This is a genomic window from Oerskovia sp. USHLN155, assembly GCF_037145535.1.
Taxonomy (GTDB): Bacteria; Actinomycetota; Actinomycetes; order Actinomycetales; family Cellulomonadaceae; genus Oerskovia; species Oerskovia rustica.
Genome location: NZ_JBBCXG010000001.1, coordinates 508167 through 532366 on the forward strand (window position 1 = coordinate 508167; position 24200 = coordinate 532366).

Here is a 24200-nt window from a genome sequence, read left to right on the forward strand (position 1 = left end):
GGAGGCTCGTCACGCGAGGCCGAGTGCCCGCAGCCCCGCGGCGGTCGCCGCCGCGAGGATCACGACGACGAGGAACGGCGCCCGCAGGGCGAGCGCGACCGCCGCGACGCCGAGCGCCGGGAGTCGCGCGTCGAGCGTGATCCCCTGACCGTCCCCGACGGTCTGGACCGCGACGAGCGCTGCGAGCAGGGAGGCCGTGACGAGGGCAGCGGTGCGCGCGACGCGGTCGGACGCGAGCCAGTGCTCGGGGATCAGGTGCCCCGCGAGCTTGAGCCCGAGGCACACGAGCGAGGCCGCGATCACGGTGGCCCACAGGGCGGCGTCGGACATCAGGGCTCCTCGGTGCGGTCGGTCGTGGGCGGGTCGGTCGGGGTGGATGGATCACCCTGTCCGGCCGGGTCGGCCGGACGCGTGCTGGCGGGCGGAGCCTCGGGTGAGGGAGCGGGCGAAGAGGGAGCGGCGCCGTCGGGCACGTACGCCGTGACGGTCACGGGCTGGCGCGGCTGCCGGGCGACCTGCCCGACCACGATGGCCACGGCGGCCGCCGCGAGCACGGGGACCCCGGGCGGTACGAACGGGAGCAGCGCGACCGCCACGACGACCGCGAGCGCGGCGGTGAGCTGCATGACGCGGCTCGCGAGGCGGGGCCACAGGAGCGCGAGGAACGCCGCGCCCGCCGCGGCGTCGAGGCCCCACGCCTTGGGGTCGCCCATCGCGTCCCCGGCGAGAGCGCCGACGAGCGTGAGCAGGTTCCACACGACGAAGATCCCGATCCCGGTCCACCAGAACCCCGCCCGGAAGGCCGCCTTGCTGCGCTGCGCGGTCGCGACGGCCGTCGACTCGTCGATCGTGACGTGGGCCGCGAGCACGCGCCGCCAGCCGTGCAGCGCGAGCAGCGGCGAGAGCTGGGCGCCGTACAGGGTGTTGCGCAGGCCGAGCAGGCCCGCAGTCGTGACCGCGGCGGCCGACGTCCCGCCCGAGGCCACGACGCCGAGGAGCGCGAACTGCGAGCCGCCCGAGAACATGAGCAGGCTCAGGACCATGGTCTGCGGCAGGTCCAGCCCGGCGACCACGGACAGCGCCCCGAACGAGATGCCGTACAGGCCCGTGGCGACCGAGACGGACACGGCCTGCCGGACGGCGGCACGCACCTCGGTGCGTTCGTCGGGTCTAGCCGGGGGCTCGGCGCGCAGGGGTGAGTCGGCCCCGGAAGAGATCGTCACCTGGGTCAGAGCGCGACGTACACGGTCTCGAGGTACTCCTCGAGCCCTGCCTCGCCGCCCTCGCGCCCGAGCCCGGACTGCTTCATGCCGCCGAAGGGTGCGCTCGCGTCCGAGACCAGGCCGCGGTTGATCCCGATCATCCCGGCGTCGACCTCCTCGCCCACGCGCACGGCGCGTGCGAGGTCCCGGGTGTAGGCGTAGGCCGCGAGGCCGTACTCGGTGTCGTTGGCCAGGGCGATGCCCTCGTCGTCGTCGGCGAACGCCACGATCGGGGCGACCGGGCCGAAGATCTCCTCGGTCACCACGCGCGAGCCGGCATCGACACCGGTCAGGACCGTGGGGGAGTAGAAGTGCCCGGGCGAGCGCGGACGGTCGCCGCCCGTGAGGACCTGCGCGCCCTCGTCGGAGGCGACCGAGACCAGCTCGTCGACCTTGTCGACGGCCTTGGCCTCGATGAGCGGCCCGACCTGCACGCCCTCCTCGCTGCCCGGCCCGACGCGCAGCTCCCCGAACGCCCGGGCGAGGCGCTGGCCGAAGTCGCGCGCGACCGCGTCGTGCACCAGGAAGCGGTTGGCCGCGACGCAGCTCTGACCCGTGTTGCGGAGCTTGGCGACGAGCGCACCCTCGACCGCGGCGTCGAGGTCGGCGTCCGCGAAGACGAGGAACGGCGCGTTGCCGCCGAGCTCCATCGAGGTCCGCAGGACCTGGTCCGCGGCCCCCTTGAGGAGCGTGCGGCCCACGCCCGTGGACCCCGTGAAGGAGAGCTTGCGCAGGCGCGGGTCCGCGAGCAGGGGAGTGGTCACCTCCGACGCCGACGACGTCGGCACGACGTTGACCACGCCCGCCGGCAGGCCACGGTCCTCCAGGTGCCCACGGATGATCTCCGCGACCAGGGACGTCGTGAGCGGGGTCAGGTGCGCGGGCTTGATCACGACCGTGCAGCCCGCGGCGAGCGCCGGGCCGATCTTTCGTGTGGCCATCGCGATCGGGAAGTTCCACGGCGTGATGAGCAGCGCCGGACCCACGGGGCGACGCGAGACGAGCTGCCGGTTCGCCCCGCCCGGTGCCGTGCGGACCAGGCCGTCGGTGCGCACGGCCTGCTCGGCGTACCAGCGCAGGAACTCGGCGCCGTACACGACCTCGGCGCGGGCCTCGGCGAGAGGCTTGCCGCACTCGGCCGTGATGAGCGCGGCGATGTCGTCCGCGCGGGCCGTCAGCGTCGTGAAGACCGCGCGCAACAGCTCGGAGCGTTCGCGCGGCGCGACAGCACGCCAGGCCGGGGCCGCGGCGTGCGCGGCCTCGAGCGCGCGCAGACCGTCCGCGGGGCTCGCGTCCGAGACGTCGAACAGGACCTCCTCGGTCGCCGGGTCGGCGACCTCGAACGTCCGACCGTCCTCGGCCGGGCCCCACTGGCCACCGATCAGCAGCCCGGTCGGCAGGTGCGAGACCAGGGCGGGGGACAGGGCGTTCGTGGCGGGCGACATGGTTCGAGTATCACGCGCGCGGCGCGGGTTCGCATCGACGGGTTCTCGTCCGTCGGCGACCCGCCGAGGTGACCTGTGCCTCGAACACCGCAGAACCTCGCGCCCGGCCCGCGCGACCCGTGGACCGACACGCCGTTTCGGTCGCGCGCGCGGTAGTTTGTGCACATGGCACTTCCCCCCACGCAGGCCCGACCGTTCGGCGCCGTCCTGACCGCGATGGTCACCCCGATGACCCTCGCCGGAGAGGTCGACCTCGACGCGGCGGTCAAGGTCGCGAAGCACCTCGTGGACAACGGGAACGACGGGATCGTCCTGAGCGGGACCACGGGGGAGTCGCCCACGACGCACGCACCGGAGAAGGCGGAGCTGGTTCGCGCGGTGGTCGACGCCGTCGGGGACCGCGCGCACGTGATCGCGGGCGCTGGCTCGAACGACACCCAGCACGCCGTCCGCATGGCCGAGCAGGCCGCGGAGGCGGGCGCCCACGGGCTCCTCGTCGTGAGCCCCTACTACTCGCGCCCCTCCCAGGAGGGCCTGTACCGCCACATCACGGCCGTGGCCGACGCCACGCCGCTACCCGTCATGATCTACGACGTGCCCGGTCGCTCAGGCGTCCGCATCGCCCCCGCGACGATCGAGCGCCTCGCCGCGCACGAGCGGATCGTGGCGAACAAGGACGCCTCGGGCGACGTCTACACCGCGGCCAGGCTCATCGAGTCGACCGGGCTCGCCTGGTACAGCGGCGACGACAGCATGCTGCTGTCGTTCCTCGCGCACGGCGCGGTCGGCATCGTCTCCGTGTCCGCCCACGCGGTCGGCTCGCGCTTCGCCCAGGTCGTCTCGGCTTTCGACGCCGGCGACCACGCGGGCGCGCTCGCGGCCTTCCGCACCGCGATCCCCACGATCGACGCCATCAACGGAGCGGGCTTCCAGGCCGTCATGGCCAAGGCCGCGCTCCAGCTCCTCGGAGTCACCGAGAACCGATACCTCAGGCTGCCGTACGTCGCAGCCACGGACGACGAGGTCGCCGTCGTCCGCGCCGGTCTGGAGGCCTCCGGCCTGCTGGACCCGGCGACCCCGCGGCCACGCTGAACAAGCTGAACTACAGGCCAGGAGGCCCCGTGAGCCACCCTCACCCCGAACTGTCCCTTCCCCCCGCGCTGCAGGCAGGTGCCCTGCGCATCGTCGCCCTCGGCGGGCTCGGCGAGGTCGGACGCAACATGGCCGTCCTCGAGTACGACGGGCGTCTGCTCGTCATCGACTGCGGCGTCCTCTTCCCCGAGGACAACCAGCCCGGCGTGGACCTGATCCTGCCGGACTTCGACTACATCAAGGACCGTCTCGACGACATCGAGGCGATCATCCTGACGCACGGCCACGAGGACCACATCGGTGCCGTGCCGTACCTGCTGCGCCTGCGCCGCGACATCCCCCTGGTGGGTTCGCAGCTCACGCTCGCGTTCATCTCGGCCAAGCTCAAGGAGCACCGCATCGCCCCCGTGACCCGCGTGGTCAAGGAGGACGAGACGGTCGCGTTCGGCCCCTTCAGCTGCGAGTTCGTCGCGGTCAACCACTCCATCCCGGACGCCCTCGCGGTCGCGGTCACCACGGGGGCCGGCACGGTCCTGCACACGGGCGACTTCAAGATGGACCAGCTGCCGCTCGACGGCCGCGTCACGGACCTGCGCGCTTTCGCGCGCCTGGGCGAGAAGGGCGTCGACCTGTTCATGGTCGACTCGACCAACGCCGAGGTCCCGGGCTTCGTGACCCCCGAGGTGGAGATCGGCCCCGTCCTGGACAGCGTCTTCGGCGCCTCGGACAAGCGGATCATCGTCGCGTCCTTCTCCTCGCACGTGCACCGCGTCCAGCAGGTCCTCAACGCCGCGCACAACCACGGGCGCCGGGTGGCGCTCGTCGGTCGCTCGATGGTCCGCAACATGGGCATCGCGGCCGAGCTCGGCTACCTCAAGGTGCCGGACGGCGTCCTCATCGACCTCAAGAAGGTCGACTCGCTGCGCGACGACGAGATCGTGCTCATGTGCACGGGCTCGCAGGGCGAGCCCATGGCCGCGCTGTCGCGCATGGCCAACGGCGACCACAAGGTCTCGGTCGGCCACGGCGACACCGTGATCCTCGCGTCGTCGCTCATCCCGGGCAACGAGAACGCGGTCTTCCGCATCATCAACGGCCTCACGCGCCTCGGCGCGCGCGTCGTGCACGGCGGCAACGCCAAGGTGCACGTCTCGGGCCACGCGAGCGCGGGCGAGCTCATCTACTGCTACAACATCCTGCGGCCCAAGAACGTCATGCCGGTGCACGGCGAGGTCCGTCACCTCGTCGCGAACGGCGCGCTCGCGGTCAAGACGGGCGTGCCTGCCGACCGTGTCGTCCTCGCCGAGGACGGCGTGGTCGTCGACCTCGTCGACGGCAAGGCCTCGGTCGTGGGCGCGGTGCCGTGCGGCTACGTGTACGTGGACGGGTCGAGCGTCGGCGAGCTCACGGACGCGGAGCTCAAGGACCGTCAGATCCTCGGCGAGGAGGGCTTCATCTCGCTGTTCGCCGTGGTCGACTCAGCGACCGGCAAGGTCATCGCCGGCCCGCACATCCTCGCGCGCGGTTTCGCCGAGGACGACGCCGTGTTCGAGGACGTCCGCCCGCAGGTCGTCCAGGCCCTCGAGGACTCGATCGCGGGGGGTGCCACGGACGTCCACCAGCTCCAGCAGGTCATGCGCCGCGTGGTCGGCCGCTGGGTGTCGAACCGCCTTCGTCGTCGCCCGATGATCGTCCCGGTCGTCGTCGAGGCCTGACGGTCCTTCCGGGCGCGTCGTCCCTCCCGGACGATGCGCCCGACGGGCTCGGGCGGAGCGCTATCCTGGCGCTCCGTCCGAGCCTCAGGAGGCCGCCTTGTCCTACCAGCAACCTGCCGACGTCCCGCCGTCGCAGGGCTACCAGGGGATGCCTCCGGCACCTCGGCCTCCGGGCGGCTACCCGCCACCGCCGGGCTTCCCTGCCCACCCGGCCCCGCAGTACTCCGGCGGGTACCCGCCGCCCACGGCGGCCTGGGGGCAGGTGCCGCCGCGACCTGTCGCGTCCGGTCTGGGCACGGCGTCACTCGTGCTGGCCGCGCTCGTCGCCCTGGTGGTCGTGGTCCAGTTCCTGGTGTCCGTCCCGGCCGTCTCGACGCTCCAGGCGCTCGTCGCCGGGGAGCAGGTGTCGACCGGGGTGCTCGACGCCTACGACAACCTGTCGACGCTCGTCGTCGTCCTCGAGATCGCTGCGGCGGTCGTGACGATCGTGTGGCTCTGGAAGAGCCGGACGTTCGCCGAGACGGTGAGCCCCGGGTGGCCCCATGCGCGATCACGTGTCTGGGTGTGGCTCGGGTGGTTCGTGCCCGTCGTGGCCTTCTGGTTCCCGTACCAGGTCGTGCGGGACGTGCGTGCTGCGACGCTGCGCGTGCAGGGGCAGGGCCCGGGCGGGTGGTGGGCGGCATGGCTGGCCTTCGGGTTCGCGACCAACGCCAGCGCCCGGCTCCTGGGTTCCGACAACCCGGACGTCTGGGTCGCGCTGCCTGTGTTCGACGGCGTCGCAGCGGCAGCGGTCGTCGTGGCGGCGCTGCTGTGGGCCAAGATCGTCCGTGAGGTGTCCGCCGGCCAGCGTGCTGCGACCGACGGCGTGCCGGCGCCTCTGCAGGTACCGGCGCCCGGCTGGTCCTGAGGACCCGCACCCCGGGGCGAGGTCGTGTCGGTGCGATTCGCTAGCATCGCGGTCATGGCAACCTCAGCAGACTTCGCCGACCTCGCCCCGGTCCTGCTCGTGACCCACGACGCGAGCTCGAGCATCATCTACTCTCCCGGCGGGCCCGAGTATCTCCAGCACAAGGACGCGCTCGAGCGTCACGGCGTCGAGGGCTCGGGCTACGACTTCGCGGGGGCCCTCCAGGCAGTGCTCACCGACGAGTCGCCCGCGACGCTCGACGCCGTCGGGTTCGACCCCGAGGGCGGGATGCTGAGCGTCTACGGCACGGATCTCGACGCGCTCCTGGTCGCGGCCCGGCACCTGTCGCGGATCATCGCCGACGACGCCGCCCTGGATGCCGCCCTCGCACGGTCGGTCGAGCTCGGCCTCGACGACTGACGCCTCCCGTGACCGACGCGCTCACGCTCACCGGTACGCCCGCCACCAGTGCCGTCGCGACCGAGCTGCTGGACGGCTTCCGGTTCGACGACGGGCAGGGCTTCCCGCCCTCCTACCGGCGGCTCGTCCTGCGGGCGGGGTTCTGCCGCCTGTTCGGTCTCTGGCTCGTGTACCCACCCGCCGCGGACGGGTTCGCGGACGGCTGGCAGCACCGCGCCGCGCACCTCACCGACCGCTTCCGTGCGGCCTACCAGGACGGCGAGGCCGAGGAGTTCGACTGGATGGTGGAGCCCGACGGGGACTGGTCGATCGCCCGGCGGCTCGTCGTCTTCGCGTTCAGCGAGAACGGCGACGCTCTGCTCTGGGACACCGTTTCACGGACCGGTGACGGCGAGCTGGCGGTCTGGTCGAGCACGGGCCTCAATGCCCTGACGCACCTCGGTCGGTCGTTGACCGAGGCGCTGCCCAGGCTGCGCGCGTCGAGCGCACCGTTCGCTGAGCGAGCGGTCGCCGACCTCGAGTGCCTGACGCCCGCCCGTACCGGCTAGCGTGCGCGGCGCAGGTGGTCGAGCTGCTTGCGGTGCTCGCCCACGACCCACTCGCCCGTGACGCGGGGGTCCTCCGAGCCGTCGGGGCCGTCTGCGTCGCCGTCGGCGGCCGCCTCCAGGGCGTCCAGGTAGGCCCGGTCGGCGCCGAAGCGCTCCCAGATCGCGTCGCTGCCCGTGGCCACGTGCCCGTGCCCGGGGACCAGGGTGTGCACGCCGTGCTCGGAGACTGCGTGCTCGAGCACGTCGAGACCCGCGCGGTACTCGCCCACGGGGTCGGGGGACTCGAGGTCCAGGAGGGGTACCTCGACGTCCGAGAGCATGTCTCCCACCACGATCACCCCGGCGTCCGGCAGGACGAGCGCACCGTGGCCGGGCGCGTGCGCCTGGTGCTCGACCACGAGCACGACCGGTTCGCCACCCGCCCCCGGCATCGCGGCGGGCATCGCCCCCGCGCCCGACGGCGTAGCGTGCCGCGGTCCGTCAGGCCACGGCAGGTGCAGCACGTCCGGGTGTGCGCCCCCTGTGGAGCCACCCGTCCCGGACACGGGAATCGGCGTGAGGCGACCGAACAGCGTGAGGTCGTGCCCCGGCGCCTCGCGCTCGACCTTCACGAGGTCCTCGGCGAGGCTCCGCTGCTGGGCGCGCACCGCCGTCGGGCAGGCCCAGCGCGGGACGTCGCCCAGCGACCGCGACCACAGGACGTGGTCCCAGTGCGGGTGGGTCGAGAACCCGGCGGTGACGCGCCAGCCACGGTGGGCGATCTGGGCCGCGAGGGACTCGACCTCGGCGACCGTGATGCCCGGGTCCACGACCAGGGCGCGTCCGTCCGGGGCCACGACGACCGTCGTGAGGCTCGTCCAGATCTCGGCCGTCGCGACGTGCACGCCGTCGGCGATCTCGTGCAGCTCGCGCAGCGGGGGAGGGGTGCTCATGTCCCGATCCTGCCCCGGTTCGGCCACCCGTCGCGACCGCTCCCGCCCGACGCGCCCGGGTGCCGTGTCCCGACGCAGGCCGTGAACGCTGCCGGATTCGTCACAGGACACGCACCCTCGGGGTGCGGGGTCGACCTGGCGTGCACGGGTACGGTGGTGCGTACTATGGCGACCCGGACGTCCACCTCGGCGAAACGGCCCACGACCTCCCGCAAGACCACCTCGCGTGGCGCGACGGGCAGATCGGGGGGACCTTCGAGCGCGTCCCGCGCTCCGCGGGGCTCGTCACCACGCAGACCGGCCGCCCGGCCTGCGCCCTGGCCCGTCCGCGCGGTGCGCGGCCTGTGGCTGGGGTGCGCGCACGCGGTCGGCGCGGTCACCCGCAGCATCGGCAAGGGAGCAAGAGAGCTGGACCCCTCACATCGGCGCGACGGCGTCGCGTTCCTCCTCCTGGCACTCGCCGTGATCGTCGCGGCCCGCGAGTGGTGGGGGATCTCGGGCGCGTTCGGCACCGCCGTCCATGCGGTCTCGGCAGGCGTCTTCGGCGTCGCCGCGGTCGCCCTGCCCGTCCTGCTCATCTGGCTGGCCGTCCGGATCATGAGGCACCCCGAGCGGACGCAGGCGAACTCGCGCGTCACGATCGGGCTCTCGTTCATCGTCGTGTCGGTCTGCTCCCTGGTGCACATCGCCGAGGACCTGCCGGCCCCGCGCGACGGCTTCGCGGCCGTCCAGGACGCGGGTGGCGTGATCGGCTACCTCTTCGCGACCCCGGTCCACACGGGGCTCACCGAGTGGTTCGCCGTTCCGCTGTTCCTGCTGCTGGGCTTCTTCGGGATCCTCGTGGTCACCGCGACGCCCGTGCACGCGATCCCGAGCCGCCTGCGCGGCATCTACGACCGGTTGACCGGCAACCACCGGGACGGCGAGGACGGCCGCGGCCCCCACGACGACGACGGTCTGCAGCTCGCCGACGGCGTCTCACGTCACGACGGCACCGACGAGGCGCCGCGCAAGCGCCGCGTCGGACGCGCCCGCAAGACCAAGGCCGAGCGCGAGGCCGAGGCGGCCGAGCGCGAACGGCTCGACGGCGGCTACGTCGGCGACGAGGCGTTCGAGCGCGCCGCGATGCTCGAGGCCGAGGAGGAAGCGGCCCGCAAGAGCGCCCGCGGGCGCCGCCCCGGACCGGTGGGCCCCCCGCCGCCGCCCGACGCGCACGAGGACGCGGCCGACCTGCCGACGCAGGTCATCCCGTCGCTCGGCAGGACGGCCCCCTCACCCAGCGCGCCCCCGCCGCCGCCCAACAACCCCGTGCCTCGCGGCGTCCAGCCCATGCTCGAGGGCGACACGGTCTACGTGCTGCCCTCGGAGGACGACCTCGTCAAGGGGGCGCCCCACAAGGTGCGCTCCGCGGCGAACGACCGCGTGGTCGAGTCGCTCACGCGCGTCTTCGAGCAGTTCGAGATCGACGCCAAGGTCACGGGCTTCACGCGTGGACCGACCGTGACCCGCTACGAGGTCGAGGTCGGTCCGGCCGTCAAGGTCGAGCGCATCACGAACCTGTCCAAGAACATCGCCTACGCGGTGGCCTCGGCCGACGTGCGCATCCTCTCGCCCATCCCGGGCAAGTCCGCGATCGGCATCGAGATCCCCAACACCGACCGCGAGACCGTGGTCCTGGGCGACGTGCTGCGCTCCTCCGTGGCCCGACGCACCGAGCACCCCATGGTCATGGGCGTCGGCAAGGACGTCGAGGGCGGGTACGTCGTCGCGAACCTCGCGAAGATGCCGCACATCCTCGTCGCCGGTGCCACGGGCGCCGGCAAGTCGAGCTTCATCAACTCCATGATCGTCTCGATCCTCATGCGGGCCACGCCCGAGGAGGTGCGCATGGTCCTGGTGGACCCCAAGCGCGTCGAGCTCACGATCTACGAGGGCATCCCGCACCTCATCACGCCCATCATCACGAGCCCCAAGAAGGCCGCCGAGGCCCTCGAGTGGGTGGTGCGCGAGATGGACGCGCGCTACGACGACCTCGCGATGTTCGGGTACAAGCACATCGACGACTTCAACACAGCGGTCCGGGCCGGGAAGGTCAAGCCGCTGCCGGGCTCGGAGCGCAAGATCGCCACGTACCCGTACCTGCTCGTGGTCGTCGACGAGCTCGCGGACCTCATGATGGTCGCCCCGCGCGACGTCGAGGCCTCGATCCAGCGCATCACCCAGCTCGCGCGCGCCGCGGGCATCCACCTGGTGCTCGCGACCCAGCGCCCGTCGGTCGACGTCGTCACGGGCCTCATCAAGGCCAACGTGCCCTCGCGTCTCGCGTTCGCGACGTCCTCGCTCGCGGACTCGCGCGTCGTGCTCGACCAGCCCGGTGCCGAGAAGCTCATCGGCCAGGGCGACGCGCTCTTCCTGCCCATGGGGGCCGCCAAGCCCATGCGCGTGCAGGGTGCGTGGGTCGCCGAGAGCGAGGTCCACGCCGTCGTCGAGCACGTCAAGGCGCAGCTCAAGCCGTCCTACCGGACCGACGTCGCGGCCTCGGCCGCGACCAAGAAGCAGGTCGACGAGGACATCGGCGACGACCTCGACCTGCTGCTGCAGGCCGCCGAGCTCGTGATCACGACCCAGTTCGGCTCGACGTCGATGCTGCAGCGCAAGCTGCGCGTCGGCTTCGCCAAGGCCGGGCGCCTCATGGACCTGCTCGAGTCGCGAGAGATCGTCGGGCCCTCCGAGGGGTCCAAGGCCCGCGAGGTCCTGCTCACGGCCGAGGACCTGCCCGGGACGCTCGCGATGCTGCGCGGCGAGCCAGGGGCCGAGGTCTACGACGGGGAGTCGGGCGGCGATGGGCCGGCGGCAGGGAACGGCCGCGACTACTCCGACGGCGCCGACGGGCACATGCCTCCCGTCGCCCAGGAGTACCACGACGACGCCGACGACGAGGCGGACTGGCGCGAGCGCTGAGTCGTGCCCGCGGACCTCGGCTCGCGGACGGACCTCGCCCGGCCGCTCGGTCGGCTGCTCGTCCAGCGCCGGAGGTCAGCCGGGCGCGGGTCAGCCCGACGCCCCCGTCCGGGCCGCAACGGTCCCGACGGCGGCCACGCCTGCGGTCCGGGACCCGACGGTCGGTGGCGGCCCTGTAGCGACTGGGGGAGAGACGCGTTCTGGGGCGGCGTCCCCGACCGCGGTCCTGACCCGGTCGTACCGAGCGGTGAGGGCGGCCGGGCTGAGGGTGCTCGTGCCGTCTCCCGCGAGGTCGGCGAGCGCCAGGACCGCGTGCTTGCCGAGCCGGTCGACCGTGACCGCCGTCCACTCGAAACCTGTCACGCGGGCCGGGGCGTCCGCGGGCTGGGTGATGGTCGCGGTGACGAGCAGGCCCGAGTCGGTCCGTGCGTCGCAGCAGTCGCCGTCCTGGTTCGAGACGTAGTTGCCGAGCCCGTACGCGACCCACATGCCCTGCCCGTCAGGACCACCCGGCAGAAGAGCGGTCGGCTGCGGGACGTGGGCGTGGTGCCCGAGCAGCAGGTCCACCTGTCCCGAGGCGGCGAGGAGCGTCGCGAGCTCGACCTGCTCGTCGGTCGGGGGCGTCGAGTACTCGACGCCGGAGTGCATGCTCACGATCACCAGGTCGGCCCCCGCCTCGCGCGCGGCCCGAGCACGTTCGACGAGGTCGACGCCGTCGAGCAGCGTGACCGACCAGGGCGCCGAGGCAGGGATCGGCACGCCGTTCGTCCCGTACGTGCCCGCGAGGTGCGCCACGACGATCGACCGTCCGGCCCGCTCGAGCGTGTAGAGGGCGGGGACCGCGGCCTCTGCGGCGCTGCGGGCGGTGCCGACGTGCCCCAGCCCTGCGGCGTCGAGGGCATCGAGGGTGGCGGCCACGCCGGCGCGGCCCTGGTCCACGGAGTGGTTCGACGCCGTCGAGCAGCCGTCCCAGCCCTGCTCGCGCAGGTCGGTCGCGAGGTGCGCGTCGGCCGCGAACAGGGGATAGCCGGTGGGCCGGACGCCCGGAGGGGTGAGCGGGACCTCGAGGTGGCACAGCGCGAGGTCGGCACCGCGGACCCAGGCGTCGGTCCCGGCGAGGACGTCGCTGAAGTCGTAGCCGCCGACCTCGGCCCGAGCCGAGACGTGGACCGGGAGGTGGGGGAGCACGTCACCTGTCGCGACCACGGTGAAGACGGCGTCCGGCTCGGGACGGCGCGCGACCTCCGCGGCCGGCGTCGCCGCGGCCACGGGCGGTCCTGCGGCAGGCGTGCGGCCCGCGTCGAGCACCAAGGCACCGAGCGTCGCGAGCGTTGTGGTCGCGACGCCGACAGCGAGCATCTGGAGAAGGTGGCGCTGCCCGCCGTCGGGCCGCGCATGGCGTGTCACGGCGCCGAGACTAGCCCCTCGGATCGACGGACCGTACATCGGTGAGACCGAGGACGGTCGTTGTGTCCGGGGTTGTCCGTTCGGTCGGAATCCGTCCCTGGTCGGACGAGGGGGCGTGCAGCGCCTACGCTTGTCGTGTGGTCACAGCCGTCCCGTCCCCCTGGAACTCCGCGAACGCGGTCACTATCGCCCGGATCGCCGTGGTCCCCTTCTTCGCGTGGGCGCTGCTCGCCGACGGCGGGCACACGGTCACCTGGCGTCTGGTCGCGACGGCGCTGTTCGTCCTCGCCGCCGCGACGGACCGGGTCGACGGCTACCTGGCCAGGAAGTACGACCTCGTCACGGACCTCGGCAAGCTGCTCGACCCCATCGCCGACAAGCTGCTGATCGGGGCCGCGCTGGTCCTGCTCTCCGCCCTCGGTGACCTGCCGTGGTGGGTCACGATCGTCATCCTCGCTCGTGAGCTGGGCATCACGCTCATGCGGTTCGCGGTCCTCAAGTACACGGTCATGCCGGCCTCGCGCGGCGGCAAGCTCAAGACGGTCCTGCAGTCGGTCGCGATCTCGATCTTCCTGCTCCCGCTCGACCAGATGCCGTCGTGGATCTCGGTGGTCGGCTGGGTCGTCCTCGTCGCGGCGCTGGTCGTCACGGTGGTGACCGGGGTGGAGTACGCGTACCAAGGCTGGCGGCTGCGGCGCGACGCGCTGCGCGCGGCGAAGACGGCCGGGCAGGACTGAGCCGGTACCGATGGCGAGCGCGGACCCGACGCCTGCGACCGACGCTGCGGACCTCCTGACCCTGCTCGCGTCGCGGGGCTGGACCCTCGCGGTCGCCGAGTCGCTGACGGGCGGGCTCGTCACGGCCCGCCTGGTGGCCGTCCCGGGAGCCTCCTCGGTGCTGAGGGGCGGTGTCACGGCGTACGCGACCGATCTCAAGGCGAGCGTGCTGGGGGTCGACGCCGAGCTGCTCGCCGTCCGCGGCGCCGTCGACCCCGAGGTCGCGCGGCAGATGGCACTGGGGGTTCGGCGCCTCCTGGGGGCGGACGTCGGGCTCGCGACGACCGGGGTGGCCGGCCCGGACCCGCAGGACGGCAAGCGCCCGGGGCTCGTCCACGTGGCCGTGGCGTCGCCCGAGCGCACCGAGATCGCCGAGCTGCACCTCGACGGTGACCGGGCGGCGGTCCGTGAGGCCACGGTCGTGCACCTCCTGGCGCTCGCGCGGGGTGTCGTCACCGGGTGATCTCTGTGGAGGTCGGCCGGTGGCCGGACGTGCCATGGGCTGGTCCGCACGAGGGCGAGCGCTGGGGAGCGCGTGGAGAGTTCGTGAACTCCCGGCAACGTCGTGGACGTCTCCCTGGTGCGGGAACAACCCTGGGAGGAAGCGCGTTGAACAGCACGTGATCGCCAAGAGGCCATTCAACAGATCAGCGCATGAGACTACCCCGGGTGCGGGGTACGGTAGGACGATCCCCACGCGAGGAGCGCGGGGAACGACAGGTCAGCGAACCACCACAGGAGCCAGGCAGGCTCCGTCGATCGCACGGGACACGGAAGGGGGCCGCCAGATGATTGTTCTTCGACGAGAGATCGGGGACGTGCTGCGAGACGCTCGCCAGCGACAGGGCCGCACCCTGCGAGAGGTGTCCTCGGCTGCACGCGTCTCCCTGGGATACCTCAGCGAGGTCGAGCGTGGCCAGAAGGAAGCGTCGTCCGAGCTCCTGGGCTCGATCTGCGAGGCGCTCGACATCCCCATGTCGGTCGTGCTCCGAGAGGTCAGCGACCGGGTCGCCGTGGCCGAGGGCCTCATGATCCCGGACACCATCCCCGCCGACTTCGCCACGAGCCTCATGGGTCGCGGTGCTGCGGCCGAGAGCGCGCGACGCATGCGGGAGGACCTCCAGCCGGTCGGCTGACGGAGGCTCAGGGCCTCTGACAGGTCGGACACCAGAAGATCGGTCGCTCGAACGGCGCCTGGTTCGCCGGAGCGACAGCGACGGGCGTGCCACATCGGTGGCACGCCCGTCGTGCTCTGCCGTGGACGTGCCGGCGCACCGTGCCGACGCCCTCCGCGACGCTGCGGAGCATCAGTCCGCGGGTCGTGCGCAGCAGGGCCTCCAGGTCGTGGTCCGAGACGTCGTCGACGGGCGTCCACGGCCACAGCCGCTGGGCGAACAGACCTTCGGCCGTGTAGATGGTGCCGAGCCCCGAGACCCCGCGCTGGTCGAGCAGCGCGTCGGCGATCGGCAGCTGCGCGCTCCGTGGGTCCAGGGACGCGCTCCCGCCCACCGTGACCTGCGCGGGGAACCCGCCCTCGGCGGCGGCCGCGCGCAGTCGGGTCAGCGCGAGCCCCATGCCGGTCTCGGGGGCCGTGAGGAAGTCCGCTGCGAGGATGTCGGGGCCCAGGTGCCCCAGGAGCAGGTGCTCGTCGCGCGTGCGGACCACGTCGAGCATCCCGAGCCGTTCGCCGACGCACGTCCAGGTCTCGTTCGCGAGGACCGCCCGCACCTCGCTTCCCCGCGCGACGGCAGCGGCCGACCCGGTCCGGGCGATGCGCCACTGCCCTTCCATGCGCAGGTGCGTGTGCAGTGTCGTGCCGTCGTCGAGGCGGGTCAGGAGGTGCTTGGCGTACGCCAGCACCTCGGTCACGGTCCGCCCGGTCAGGTCGGTCCCACCCGCCTCGGCCCAGCGCAGCTCGGCACGTTCCAGCGCGCGCCCGCTCAGCGCGGCGTCGAGACGCTGCGCGGTGACCCGGACGACGTCGCCCTCAGGCACGGTGCGCCCCCGTCCGGTGCGCACCCCGGGCGGTGCTCATGCGCGCAGCCCCCGCGGCGTGGGCCGGAACCCGGCCTCCATGAGTGCGGCCGTGACGCCGAACGCGCGCGACGCGGTGCTGCCCGCTCCCGCCAGGGCGTCGATCCCGTCGATCCGCCCGATCACCATCTTGCCGAGCAGCCCGGCCCGGGAGGCGCGCGCCAGCTCGGTGCACGCCGTCGCGAGGCGGCGGGCGGCGGACGGCGAGTCGTCCCCGAAGGAGATCAGCGACCGCCCGCCGCGCTCGACGTACAGCACCAGGTCCCCGCCCACGAGCACGACGACGGAGCCCACCTTGCGCCCGGGACGGTGCGTCGCGCGGGGCGCGGGTCGGGTGGTCGCCGCGTGGGCGGTCAGGAGGGCGGTCGAGGTCGACGCGCGCGAGGCTCCCGTCGCGGCGTCCGTCGCCGCTCTCGCCGAGCCGGGTGCCGCGATCCCGAGCGGGGACCCGCCGCCCGGCTCGTGCGGCACCCGCGGCTCGGGCCACGGCAGTGCCGCACCGTAGGGGTTGGCCGGGTCGGTCGCGGCGAGCAGCAGCGCAGCGAGCTCGCGGCGTCCCGCCGACTCCTCGGCGTGCTCCCGGTCCTGCGCGTCCGTGCGGAGCTGGTCGACCGCTCCCGGCAGCGCGAACTGCGAACCGCCGAGGTGCTCGACGAAGTAGCCGCGCCGGACCGTGCCCGTCGTCTCGAGCTCCGACAGCACACGGTAGACGCCGCGGAAGTAGTTCGTGACGCCCTCCGACGGGGCCGCGCCACGTGTCAGGACGCCGTGACGGTCGAGCAGCACCCTGGTGAGGGCGTGCGTGCGGCGAGTGGGGTCGAGCTCGCGGGCCGGCAGCGCGGACCAGCGCCCCGAGCCGCCGCGCAGGTCGCTCTCGCCGCGGACCGACGCCGACGCGCCCGCGCCGAGCGAGGCGAAGCGTCCCCGTGCCAGCGGGCGGGCGCGGACGGGAGCGCGGGGAGCGCGGTGCGCCCCGCCCCCGGGACCGAGGCGGCTGCGCAGGGCACCGAGGCCGTCGTTCGTGACCCAGCCCGCCCACACCAGGTCCCACAGGGCCTCGAGCGTCGCCGCCTGGGATGCGCCCGCGAGCTCGGCGATGCGCGGCAGGAAGAACCCTCCCGAGCCGGTCAGCAGGTCCGCGACGGCCCGGTGCAGGTCGCTGTCGAGCGGTCCGTCCTCCTCGAGCGGGGTCGCGTCGGGGAGCGTGAGGGGAGCGGCGTCCGCGAGGTGCAGGCTCACGAGCCCGTCCTTGCCCCCGGGCAGCGACGAGTGGCCGCACCACAGGACCTCGCCCGTGGTGGTCAGCTCGTCGAGCAGCGCGGGCGAGTAGTCGGTCACGCGTGAGGGCAGCACGAGCGTCTCGAGGGCCGAGGCGGGGACCGCGGCGCCCGAGAGCTGTTCGACGACGCGCAGCAGCCCGTCGGAGCCCCGCAGCGTGCCGATGCCGTGCCAGCGTGGCAGGAAGACCCCGAGGGCCTCGGGGGCGACGGGCTCGACCTCGGCCCTCAGCGCAGCGAGCGACCGGCGCCGCAGGGTCCGCAGGACCTCGGCGTCGCACCACTCCTCGCCCGTCCCGCCGAGAGACTCGGGGCGGAGCCGCCCGCACACGAGCACGCGCGCGGTCTCGAGCCGGCGCAGCACCCCGGTGGCGACGGCCACCCCGATCCCGAACCGGGCCGCGACCTCGTGCGCCGAGAACGGGCCGTGCGTGCGGGCGTGGCGTCGCACGAGGTCACCCAGCGGGTCGGGTACGGGCTCGGTGAACACCTCGGGGATCCCCGTCGGCAGGGCGACGCCCAGCGCGTCCCGGAGCCGCCCGGCGTCCTCGACCACGGCCCACTGCTGCGCGACGTCGTCGGGCACCCCGGCCAGACGCACCTGGATCACCCGGCGCGCCCCCTCCAGGGTGGCGAGCCATGCGGGCGCCTCGTCGCGCACCTCCTCGCGCGTGCGCCGGACGACCTCCGCGACCGGCAGCGGACCCAGGCGACGCAGCAGGTCCCAGGCGTCCTCCGCGTGGCGGGCCTGACGGTTCGGCACCAGGGCGCCGAGCTCGGCCTCGGTGCGCTCGACCGACTCGGGGTCGAGCAGGTCGGCGAGCTGTGACGCCCCGCCCTCGGTGCCGAGCAGCTCGGCGAGCAGCGTCGGGTCGAGAGACAGCGCGGCCGCCCGACGCTCCGCGAGGGGAGCGTCGCCGTCGTACAGGAACTGGGCGGTGTACCCGAACAGCAAGGACTGCGCGAAGGGGGACGGGGTCGGGGTCGTGACGTCGACCAGACGGACCCGGCCCGCGGCCAGGTCCCGCATGAGGTCGGTCAGCGCCGCGACGTCGAAGTCGTCCTGGAGGCACTCGCGCGCGGCCTCCAGCACGATCGGGAACTCGGGGTACTCGCTCGCGACCGACAGGAGCTGGGCCGAGCGCTGCCGCTGCTGCCACAGGGGCTGCCGCTTGTCGGGGCGCCGCCGGGGGAGCAGCAGGGCCCGGGCGGCGGCCTCGCGGAAGCGCGCCGCGAACATGATCGAGCCGCCGAGCTCGGCCCGTACCTCGTCGAGGACCTCCTCCGGGGCGAGCAGCAGGTCCTCGGCCGTCACGACGGGCGACCCCGCGGTTCCCGGTCCGGCGGCACCCGGTCCGGCGACGCCGCCGGGCTCGTCGCCCCAGCCGCCGTCGCCCAGGTCCGGCAGCCGCAGCACGATCCCGTCGTCCGAGTGCATGGCTGCGGCGTCCAGGCCGTACCGGTCGCGCAGCCGCGCACCCAGGACGAGCGCCCACGGCGCGTGGACCTTGGCCCCGTAGGGCGAGTGGATGACGACGCGCCAGTCGCCCAGCTCGTCGCGGAAGCGCTCGACCACGACCGTCCGGTCGTCGGGCACACGCCCCGTGGCCTCGCGCTGGTCCCCGAGATAGGCCATGAGGTTGTCGGTCGCCCAGGCGTCGAGACCCGCGTCGCGCAGCCGCTCCGCGAGCGGGCCGCCCGACGCGGCAAGGGTCTCGAGCTCGCGCACCCAGGCACCCACGGCCCGGCCGAGCTCGGCCGGGCGGCCCGGCGAGTCGCCCTTCCAGAACGGCAGGCGTCCGGGGGCGCCCGGGGCCGGGGTCACGAGCACGCGGTCCGGGGTGATGTCCTCGATGCGCCACGTGCTCGACCCGAGAGTGAACGTGTCGCCCACGCGCGACTCGTAGACCATCTCCTCGTCGAGCTCGCCCACGCGCCGCCCGCCACGCGCCCGCGAGCCCGTCGCGGCGCCCCCGGGCGCGTCGCCGAGCACCCCGGCCGTGTCCTCGGGGCCCGCCGTCGTAGCGGGGTCCGTCGCGAGGAACACCCCGTACAGGCCCCGGTCGGGGATGGTGCCGCCGCTCGTGACCGCCAGGCGCAGCGCTCCGGGCCGCCCGCTCAGCACCCCAGACGTCCGGTCCCACACGATCCGCGCGCGCAGCTCGCCGAAGTCCTCGCTCGGGTAGCGGCCCGCGAGCATGTCCAGCACGGCGTGCAGCGTCGCGTCGCCGAGCGCCCCGTAGGGCGCGCTGCGCCGTACGAGGGCCGCGAGCTCCCCGACGGTCCAGTCGTCGAGGGCGACCATCGCGACGACCTGCTGCGCGAGCACGTCGAGCGGGTTGGACAGCACGTGCAGGTGCTCGATCTGCCCGGTCCGCATGCGGTCCGCGATCACTGCGGACGGCACCAGGTCGCCCCGGAAGGTCGGGAACACGACGCCGTGCGACACCGCGCCCACCTGGTGTCCTGCGCGCCCGATGCGCTGGAGACCGCTCGCGACCGACGGCGGCGCCCCGACCTGGACCACGAGGTCGACCGCGCCCATGTCGATGCCCAGCTCGAGGGACGACGTCGCGACCACCGCGGGCAGGCGGCCGTCCTTGAGCTCCGTCTCGGTGCGTGTGCGCTCGGCCCGGCTCATCGAGCCGTGGTGCGCGCGCGCGATCACGGGGTCCGTGCCCGCGCCGGCCCCCGACTGGGCCAGCACCTGCGCGGGCTGGAGCGTCCCGACGTCGGGCACGTCCTCGCCCTGCCGCTCGGCCCAGACCTCGTTCATGCGCGCCGTGAGACGCTCGGCCCCGCGCCGGGAGTTGGTGAAGACCAGGGTCGAGCGGTGCTCGGCCACGAGGTCGACCACCCGCTCCTCGACGTGCGGCCACACCGACGGACGCGGCGGACGGGCCGTGGCGGGACCCGAGAGGTCGGGCTCGCCGTCGGGCAGGGGCGCAAGGTCCTCGGCCCCGGTGGCCCTGCCGGGGCCCGGCGCGCTGCGCAGGTCGGCCAGGTCCGGCACGGGGACGACGATGTCGACCTCGATCTTCTTCTCCGAGGGAGGCTGCACGACGACGACCTCCCGCCCCTGGTCCTCCGGGCGGCGGTGCCCCGCGAGGAACGTCGCGACGGCCTCGACCGGCCGGACCGTCGCGGACAGGCCTACGCGCTGCGCAGGCACGGGGAGCAGCGCGTCGAGGCGTTCGAGCGAGACCGCGAGGTGCGCCCCGCGCTTGGTCCCGGCCACGGCGTGGATCTCGTCGATGATGACGGTCTGCACGCCGGCCAGACCCGCGCGCGCCTGGGACGTCAGGACGAGGAACAGCGACTCTGGCGTCGTGATGAGGATGTCCGGGGGAGCGATCCCGAACCGGCGCCGCTCGCTCGCGGGCGTGTCACCCGTGCGCGTGCCCACCACGACGTCCGGGACCGTGGTGCCGAGCCGCACCGCGGCCTGCCGGATGCCCGCGAGCGGGGAGCGCAGGTTGCGCTCGACGTCGGCGGCCAGCGCCTTGAGCGGGGAGACGTACAGGATCTTGCAGCGGTGCGCGGGGTCGTCGGGAGCACCGGTTCCCTCGGGGGCGGGGCCGGGGCTGAGCAGCCTGTCGAGGGACCAGAGGAAGGCCGCGAGGGTCTTGCCCGACCCCGTGGGGGCGACGACGAGCGCGTGCCGGTCGCTCCCGATCGCCTCCCACGCTCCCGCCTGCGCGGCCGTCGGACGCTCGAACGCGCCCTCGAACCAGGCGCGGGTCGGAGCGCTGAAACCGGCGAGAGGATCGGGGGACGTCACCTCGCCATTGTGGGCGCTGCCACCCACAACCGCTCCCCGCCGGGCGCGCGCGGGTCCGGCGGTGTGCGGGGAGGCGCCGCGATGTCGGGGGAACCCCCGGGACGTGGCAGGCTGTCCCCGTGCGGTATCGAGAGTTCTGGCAGCTGGTGGACGAGGTCTTCGGATCGGCCTACGGTCGCGCCCTGACCCGGGACCAGGTGCTGGGCGCCCTGGGCGACCGCACCGCGGTCCAGGCGATCGAGGACGGCGTCGAGCCCCGGCACGTGTGGCACGCGCTGTGCGACGCGCTGGAGGTGCCGGACTCGCAGCGGTGGGGTACCGACAAGCATCGGCAGGCGCCGCCCGCGCGGTAGCCGCGCTCTGCGTGGTGGGGAGGTGCGCTGCCGAGCATCGGCAGGCGCCGCCCGCGCGGTAGGTCCGTCGGCGCGGCATCATGGCCGCATGAGGCACCGTCTCCCGTTCTCCGTGCACGACCTGACGGGGGCCCTCTGGTCGCTCGTGTCGACGACGGCGGGCCTGGCGCTCGCGATCTGGATCGTGCCCGGGGTGCGGATCACGTCGTGGTGGTCGGTGGTCCTCGCGGCGCTCGTGGTCGGTGTCGGTGACGCGTTGCTGCGTCCTGTGTGGCGGGTCGTCGCGGGTCGTGCCGGTGTGCTCGGCGCTCTGGTCTCGGGGTTGGCGGGGCAGGTGCTCGTGGCGTGGCTGGCCCTGACGTACCTGCCGGGCTTCGAGACCGACGACTGGGGCAGCGTCGTGGCGGTGCTGGTGCTGGCGGCGTTCTTCATGGCGATCGGCCGGTGGGCGATCGGCGCGAGCGACAACGAGTACGTGATCGACCATCTGCTCCGGCGTGCGCGCCGGGCGCAGCGAGCGGAGGCGCGTCGTGCCCGGTCCCGCGCAGATGCTCCGGGCGATCGGCTCGCCGCCGAGACGGACGAGCCGGTCGAGGGTGCGCGACCTGCACGCGCAGGCCTCCTGGTCGTCCAGCTCGACGGTGTCGCGCGCGAGACGTTCGACCACGCGGTCCAGGCGGGGCTGGCCCCGAACCTCGCACGCTGGCTCGGGTCCGGCTCCCACCGGCTCGAGTCGTGGTGGGCGCGCGTGCCGTCGACGACCCCTGCGAGCCAGGCCGGGCTGCTGCACGGGACGAGCGAGCACGTGCCGGCCTTCCGCTGGTGGGACCGCGCGCAGGGGCGCCTGGTGGTGACGAACCGGCCGGCGGACGCGGCCCAGGTCGAGGCGCTCATGAGCGACGGGCGGGGGCTGCTCGCGGACGGCGGGGTCGCGGTCTCGACCATGTTCTCGGGCGACGCCTCGACGAACCTGCTCGTCATGAGCCGGGCGGGTGCGGGCCTGGGGCCGGGGCAGCTCTTCGTGCACTTCTTCTCGAGCCCGTTCGTCCTGGTCCGGGCTCTCGTGGCGACCGTGGGGGAGTTCTTCAAGGAGCTCTACCAAGGGTGGCAGCAGGCCGTGCGCGACGTCGTGCCGCGCGTCTCGCGTCTGGGGGCCTACCCGGTCCTGCGTGCGGTCTCGAACGTCGTCCTGCGTGACCTCAACACCTCGCTCGTCGCCGAGCAGCTCGTGCGCGGGGCGCCCGTGGTGTTCGTGGACCTCGTGGACTACGACGAGATCGCGCACCACGCGGGGCCGCTGCGCCCCGAGGCGATGCGGGCGCTCGAGGGGCTCGACCGGGTCGTGGGCCTGTGGGAGCAGGTCGCGCAAGTCGCTCCGCGCCGCTACGAGATCGTCGTGCTGTCCGACCACGGCCAGTCGCTCGGTGCGACGTTCGAGCAGGTCGTGGGTCGTTCGTTCCTCGACGAGGTGCGCCGCCTCATGGCGGTCGTCCCCGCTGCGGGCGAGCGGCGCCGTCGGGCGTCCGGGGTGCGGTCGCCCGCGTCGGCGGACTCCGAGGCGTGGGGCGCGGTCAACACCGCGCTCAACGCGCTCGGGCGCAGCGACGCCGAGGGGGCGAGGGGTGGTCGCGTCATGGTCGGCCCCGACCGCGAGCCCGGGTCCGTGGGCCCGGGCGACCTGCCCGAGGTGGCGGTCGTCGGCTCGGGGAACCTGGGCCTCGTGTGGTTTCCGCGCTCCCCGGCGCGGCTCGTGGGCGACGAGATCCGGGCACGCTGGCCCGCGCTCGTGCCGGGCCTGGTCGCGAACCCGGCCGTGGGGGTCGTCGTCGTGCAGGAGAGCGGGCCCGTGCAGGGCGAGGTGCCCGACGTCGTCGCGTACGGCCCGGCGGGCAGCCGCCACCTGGTCACGGGAGAGGTCCACGGGCAGGACCCGCTCGCCCCGTACGGGCCGCGGGCAGCGCCCGACCTGCTGCGGGCCGCCTCGCTCGAGCACGCGGGAGACCTGCTGCTGGTCTCGAGCGTCGACGACGCGGGGCTGGTGCACGCGTTCGAGGGCCTGGTCGGCTCGCACGGCGGCCTGGGCGGCGCCCAGAACGAGGCCATGCTGCTGTACCCCGCGAGCCTGCGCGTCATGGGGGCACGCGAGGACGTGGGCGGGACCCGCATGCTCGTGGGCGCCGAGGCCGTGCACGGCGAGCTCGTCGGGTGGCTGCGGGAGCTGGGGGTCAGGACATGACCGGGGCGGCGCCCGGGCTGCGGGTCACGTGGCTGGGGCACTCGACGGTCGTGCTCGACGTCACGACGCCCGACGGGGACGTGCGCATCGTGACCGACCCTCTGCTCAGGCGTCACGCCGGGCTGCTGCGCCGACGCGGTGTGCGGCCCGCCGAGGTGTGGCGCGGCGCCGACGCGGTGCTCCTCTCGCACCTGCACCACGACCATGCGGAGCTCGGCTCGCTGCGTCTCCTGGGCGACGCCCCGGTCCTCACGGCGCCTGCGAACGCGCGCTGGCTGCGCGCGAAGGGGCTCCCGGGCGTCGCCCTCGGCGCGGGGCCCGAGCACGACGACCGGCCCCTCGTGGGGCCCGTGCCGGGACGCCCGCGCGGCCCTCTGCCCGCCTCTGCGGGGAGCGAGCACGGGGCCTGGCACGACGTCGGAGCGCACGTCCGCGTGCACCTCACGCCCGCGGTGCACGGGCACCGGCCCATGCCGCACCGGCCCAACGCCGCGGTGGGGCACCTGGTGCAGACGGACCGCTGGACGCTGTGGGCCGTGGGCGACACCGAGGCCTACCCGGGCATGGCGCACCTGCCGGCGCTCGCGGGCGGGCCCGTCGACGTCGCGCTCGTGCCGGTCGCGGGCTGGGGGCCGCGGCTCTCGGGCGGTCATCTGGGGCCGGTCGAGGCCGCGCACGTGTGCGCGACCGTCGGGGTGCGGGTCGCGATCCCGGTGCACTGGGGCACGCTGCACACTCCGGGCGGGCAGAACCTGCCGCGCGGGTGGATGGACCACGCGGGGGCGGCGTTCGCCGCGGCGGTGCACCGGTGGGCCCCCGGGACGCAGGCGGTCGTGCTGCGGCCGGGGGAGTCGTGGGAGGGATAGGGGCGGGGGCGTGGGGCGGGGCGCGCCGACGCGGCGCCGGCCCCGGCGGTTTCCCGCGCGGGCCCGGGGCGGGCGGCGGCGACACGCCGCACCGCGAGGGTTCACTCGAACAGGTGTTCGGGTAGAGTTGTGCACAGCACGAGCTGACCGTCCGTCGTCCACAGGCAGGACCAGGGGGACGGTGAGTG

19 protein-coding genes are annotated in these 24200 nt (G+C 74.1%); 12 read left to right on the forward strand and 7 right to left on the reverse strand.

The window, feature by feature from the left end:
• Window positions 1-9 precede the first annotated feature (9 nt).
• Genes WFH32_RS02255 through WFH32_RS02265 form a run of 3 tightly spaced genes read right to left on the reverse strand, consistent with a single transcriptional unit; the run spans window position 10 to window position 2707 of the window.
• Window positions 10-330, reverse strand: a complete 321-nt coding sequence (locus tag WFH32_RS02255; RefSeq protein WP_138824775.1) for an AzlD domain-containing protein — start codon at window positions 328-330, stop codon at window positions 10-12.
• Complete coding sequence (locus tag WFH32_RS02260) at window positions 330-1223, reverse strand: AzlC family ABC transporter permease (protein ID WP_404822005.1); 894 nt, start codon at window positions 1221-1223, stop codon at window positions 330-332. Before WFH32_RS02260 ends, WFH32_RS02255 begins: the two co-directional genes overlap by 1 nt.
• Window positions 1224-1228: 5 nt before the next feature.
• The gene (locus WFH32_RS02265; protein ID WP_191795619.1) at window positions 1229-2707 is read right to left on the reverse strand and encodes an NAD-dependent succinate-semialdehyde dehydrogenase; all 1479 of its coding nucleotides are present in this window, start codon (window positions 2705-2707) and stop codon (window positions 1229-1231) included.
• Between the two features lie 165 nt (window positions 2708-2872).
• On the opposite strand from WFH32_RS02265, the gene dapA reads away from it, so the two are divergent.
• The 5 genes from dapA to WFH32_RS02290 all read left to right on the forward strand — a co-directional run bounded on the left by dapA (window position 2873) and on the right by WFH32_RS02290 (window position 7389).
• Entirely contained in the window at window positions 2873-3799 is a 927-nt protein-coding gene (gene dapA, locus WFH32_RS02270) for a 4-hydroxy-tetrahydrodipicolinate synthase (protein ID WP_336706104.1), read from the forward strand.
• Window positions 3800-3828: 29 nt separating this feature from the next.
• On the forward strand, window positions 3829-5514 hold the full coding sequence (locus WFH32_RS02275) for a ribonuclease J (protein WP_191795621.1): 1686 nt from the start codon (window positions 3829-3831) through the stop codon (window positions 5512-5514).
• Window positions 5515-5611: 97 nt separating this feature from the next.
• Window positions 5612-6421 (forward strand): DUF4328 domain-containing protein, encoded by an 810-nt coding sequence (locus WFH32_RS02280; protein ID WP_336706106.1) that lies wholly within the window; start codon window positions 5612-5614, stop codon window positions 6419-6421.
• A gap of 54 nt (window positions 6422-6475) precedes the next feature.
• Window positions 6476-6841 (forward strand): Imm51 family immunity protein, encoded by a 366-nt coding sequence (locus WFH32_RS02285; protein ID WP_336706108.1) that lies wholly within the window; start codon window positions 6476-6478, stop codon window positions 6839-6841.
• 8 nt (window positions 6842-6849) lie between these two features.
• The gene (locus tag WFH32_RS02290; RefSeq protein ID WP_336706109.1) at window positions 6850-7389 is read left to right on the forward strand and encodes a hypothetical protein; all 540 of its coding nucleotides are present in this window, start codon (window positions 6850-6852) and stop codon (window positions 7387-7389) included.
• Here WFH32_RS02290 and WFH32_RS02295 read toward each other — a convergent pair.
• Window positions 7386-8321 (reverse strand): MBL fold metallo-hydrolase, encoded by a 936-nt coding sequence (locus tag WFH32_RS02295; protein WP_336706110.1) that lies wholly within the window; start codon window positions 8319-8321, stop codon window positions 7386-7388. The two genes, WFH32_RS02290 and WFH32_RS02295, sit on opposite strands and share 4 nt — an antisense overlap.
• Window positions 8322-8486: 165 nt before the next feature.
• Between WFH32_RS02295 and WFH32_RS02300 the strand changes: the two genes are divergently transcribed.
• Window positions 8487-11282: an FtsK/SpoIIIE family DNA translocase gene (locus WFH32_RS02300; RefSeq protein WP_191795626.1), complete on the forward strand. Its 2796-nt coding sequence runs from the start codon at window positions 8487-8489 to the stop codon at window positions 11280-11282.
• A 90-nt stretch (window positions 11283-11372) separates the two neighbouring features.
• On the opposite strand, the gene WFH32_RS02305 is transcribed toward WFH32_RS02300, so the two are convergent.
• Window positions 11373-12689, reverse strand: a complete 1317-nt coding sequence (locus WFH32_RS02305) for a CapA family protein (RefSeq protein ID WP_336706112.1) — start codon at window positions 12687-12689, stop codon at window positions 11373-11375.
• A 137-nt stretch (window positions 12690-12826) separates the two neighbouring features.
• On the opposite strand from WFH32_RS02305, the gene pgsA reads away from it, so the two are divergent.
• The 3 genes from pgsA to WFH32_RS02320 all read left to right on the forward strand — a co-directional run bounded on the left by pgsA (window position 12827) and on the right by WFH32_RS02320 (window position 14601).
• Complete coding sequence (pgsA, locus tag WFH32_RS02310; RefSeq protein ID WP_191795627.1) at window positions 12827-13426, forward strand: CDP-diacylglycerol--glycerol-3-phosphate 3-phosphatidyltransferase; 600 nt, start codon at window positions 12827-12829, stop codon at window positions 13424-13426.
• A 10-nt stretch (window positions 13427-13436) separates the two neighbouring features.
• Entirely contained in the window at window positions 13437-13928 is a 492-nt protein-coding gene (locus WFH32_RS02315; RefSeq protein WP_191795628.1) for a CinA family protein, read from the forward strand.
• A 325-nt stretch (window positions 13929-14253) separates the two neighbouring features.
• Complete coding sequence (locus tag WFH32_RS02320) at window positions 14254-14601, forward strand: helix-turn-helix domain-containing protein (RefSeq protein WP_030150559.1); 348 nt, start codon at window positions 14254-14256, stop codon at window positions 14599-14601.
• A gap of 7 nt (window positions 14602-14608) precedes the next feature.
• Here WFH32_RS02320 and WFH32_RS02325 read toward each other — a convergent pair whose 3' ends face one another.
• Window positions 14609-15460, reverse strand: a complete 852-nt coding sequence (locus tag WFH32_RS02325; RefSeq protein WP_191795629.1) for a DNA-formamidopyrimidine glycosylase family protein — start codon at window positions 15458-15460, stop codon at window positions 14609-14611.
• Between the two features lie 36 nt (window positions 15461-15496).
• Window positions 15497-20557, reverse strand: a complete 5061-nt coding sequence (locus WFH32_RS02330) for an Lhr family helicase (protein ID WP_336706115.1) — start codon at window positions 20555-20557, stop codon at window positions 15497-15499.
• A 119-nt stretch (window positions 20558-20676) separates the two neighbouring features.
• Here WFH32_RS02330 and WFH32_RS02335 point away from each other — a divergent pair, with 119 nt between their 5' ends.
• The 3 genes from WFH32_RS02335 (at window position 20677) to WFH32_RS02345 (ending at window position 24012) form a co-directional block, all read left to right on the forward strand.
• Window positions 20677-20910 carry a DUF3046 domain-containing protein gene (locus WFH32_RS02335; RefSeq protein ID WP_336706116.1) on the forward strand — a complete coding sequence of 78 codons (234 nt, stop codon included), beginning with the start codon at window positions 20677-20679 and terminating at the stop codon, window positions 20908-20910.
• 88 nt (window positions 20911-20998) lie between these two features.
• A complete protein-coding gene (locus WFH32_RS02340; RefSeq protein WP_336706117.1) occupies window positions 20999-23146 on the forward strand; it encodes a phage holin family protein in 2148 nt (715 codons plus the stop codon).
• Entirely contained in the window at window positions 23143-24012 is an 870-nt protein-coding gene (locus WFH32_RS02345; protein WP_336706118.1) for an MBL fold metallo-hydrolase, read from the forward strand. The genes WFH32_RS02340 and WFH32_RS02345 overlap by 4 nt, the downstream gene beginning before the upstream one ends.
• Window positions 24013-24200: the final 188 nt, after the last annotated feature.

What these genes read in the sequence shown, in the direction of transcription:
- dapA (WP_336706104.1), top strand. Translation starts at nt 2,873, where the DNA reads ATGGCACTTCCCCCCACGCAGGCCCGACCGTTCGGCGCCGTCCTGACC.
- WFH32_RS02315 (WP_191795628.1), top strand. Translation starts at nt 13,437, where the DNA reads ATGGCGAGCGCGGACCCGACGCCTGCGACCGACGCTGCGGACCTCCTG.
- WFH32_RS02255 (WP_138824775.1), bottom strand. Translation starts at nt 330, where the DNA reads ATGTCCGACGCCGCCCTGTGGGCCACCGTGATCGCGGCCTCGCTCGTG.
- WFH32_RS02295 (WP_336706110.1), bottom strand. Translation starts at nt 8,321, where the DNA reads ATGAGCACCCCTCCCCCGCTGCGCGAGCTGCACGAGATCGCCGACGGC.
- WFH32_RS02345 (WP_336706118.1), top strand. Translation starts at nt 23,143, where the DNA reads ATGACCGGGGCGGCGCCCGGGCTGCGGGTCACGTGGCTGGGGCACTCG.
- WFH32_RS02285 (WP_336706108.1), top strand. Translation starts at nt 6,476, where the DNA reads ATGGCAACCTCAGCAGACTTCGCCGACCTCGCCCCGGTCCTGCTCGTG.
- WFH32_RS02300 (WP_191795626.1), top strand. Translation starts at nt 8,487, where the DNA reads ATGGCGACCCGGACGTCCACCTCGGCGAAACGGCCCACGACCTCCCGC.
- WFH32_RS02265 (WP_191795619.1), bottom strand. Translation starts at nt 2,707, where the DNA reads ATGTCGCCCGCCACGAACGCCCTGTCCCCCGCCCTGGTCTCGCACCTG.
- WFH32_RS02320 (WP_030150559.1), top strand. Translation starts at nt 14,254, where the DNA reads ATGATTGTTCTTCGACGAGAGATCGGGGACGTGCTGCGAGACGCTCGC.
- WFH32_RS02340 (WP_336706117.1), top strand. Translation starts at nt 20,999, where the DNA reads ATGAGGCACCGTCTCCCGTTCTCCGTGCACGACCTGACGGGGGCCCTC.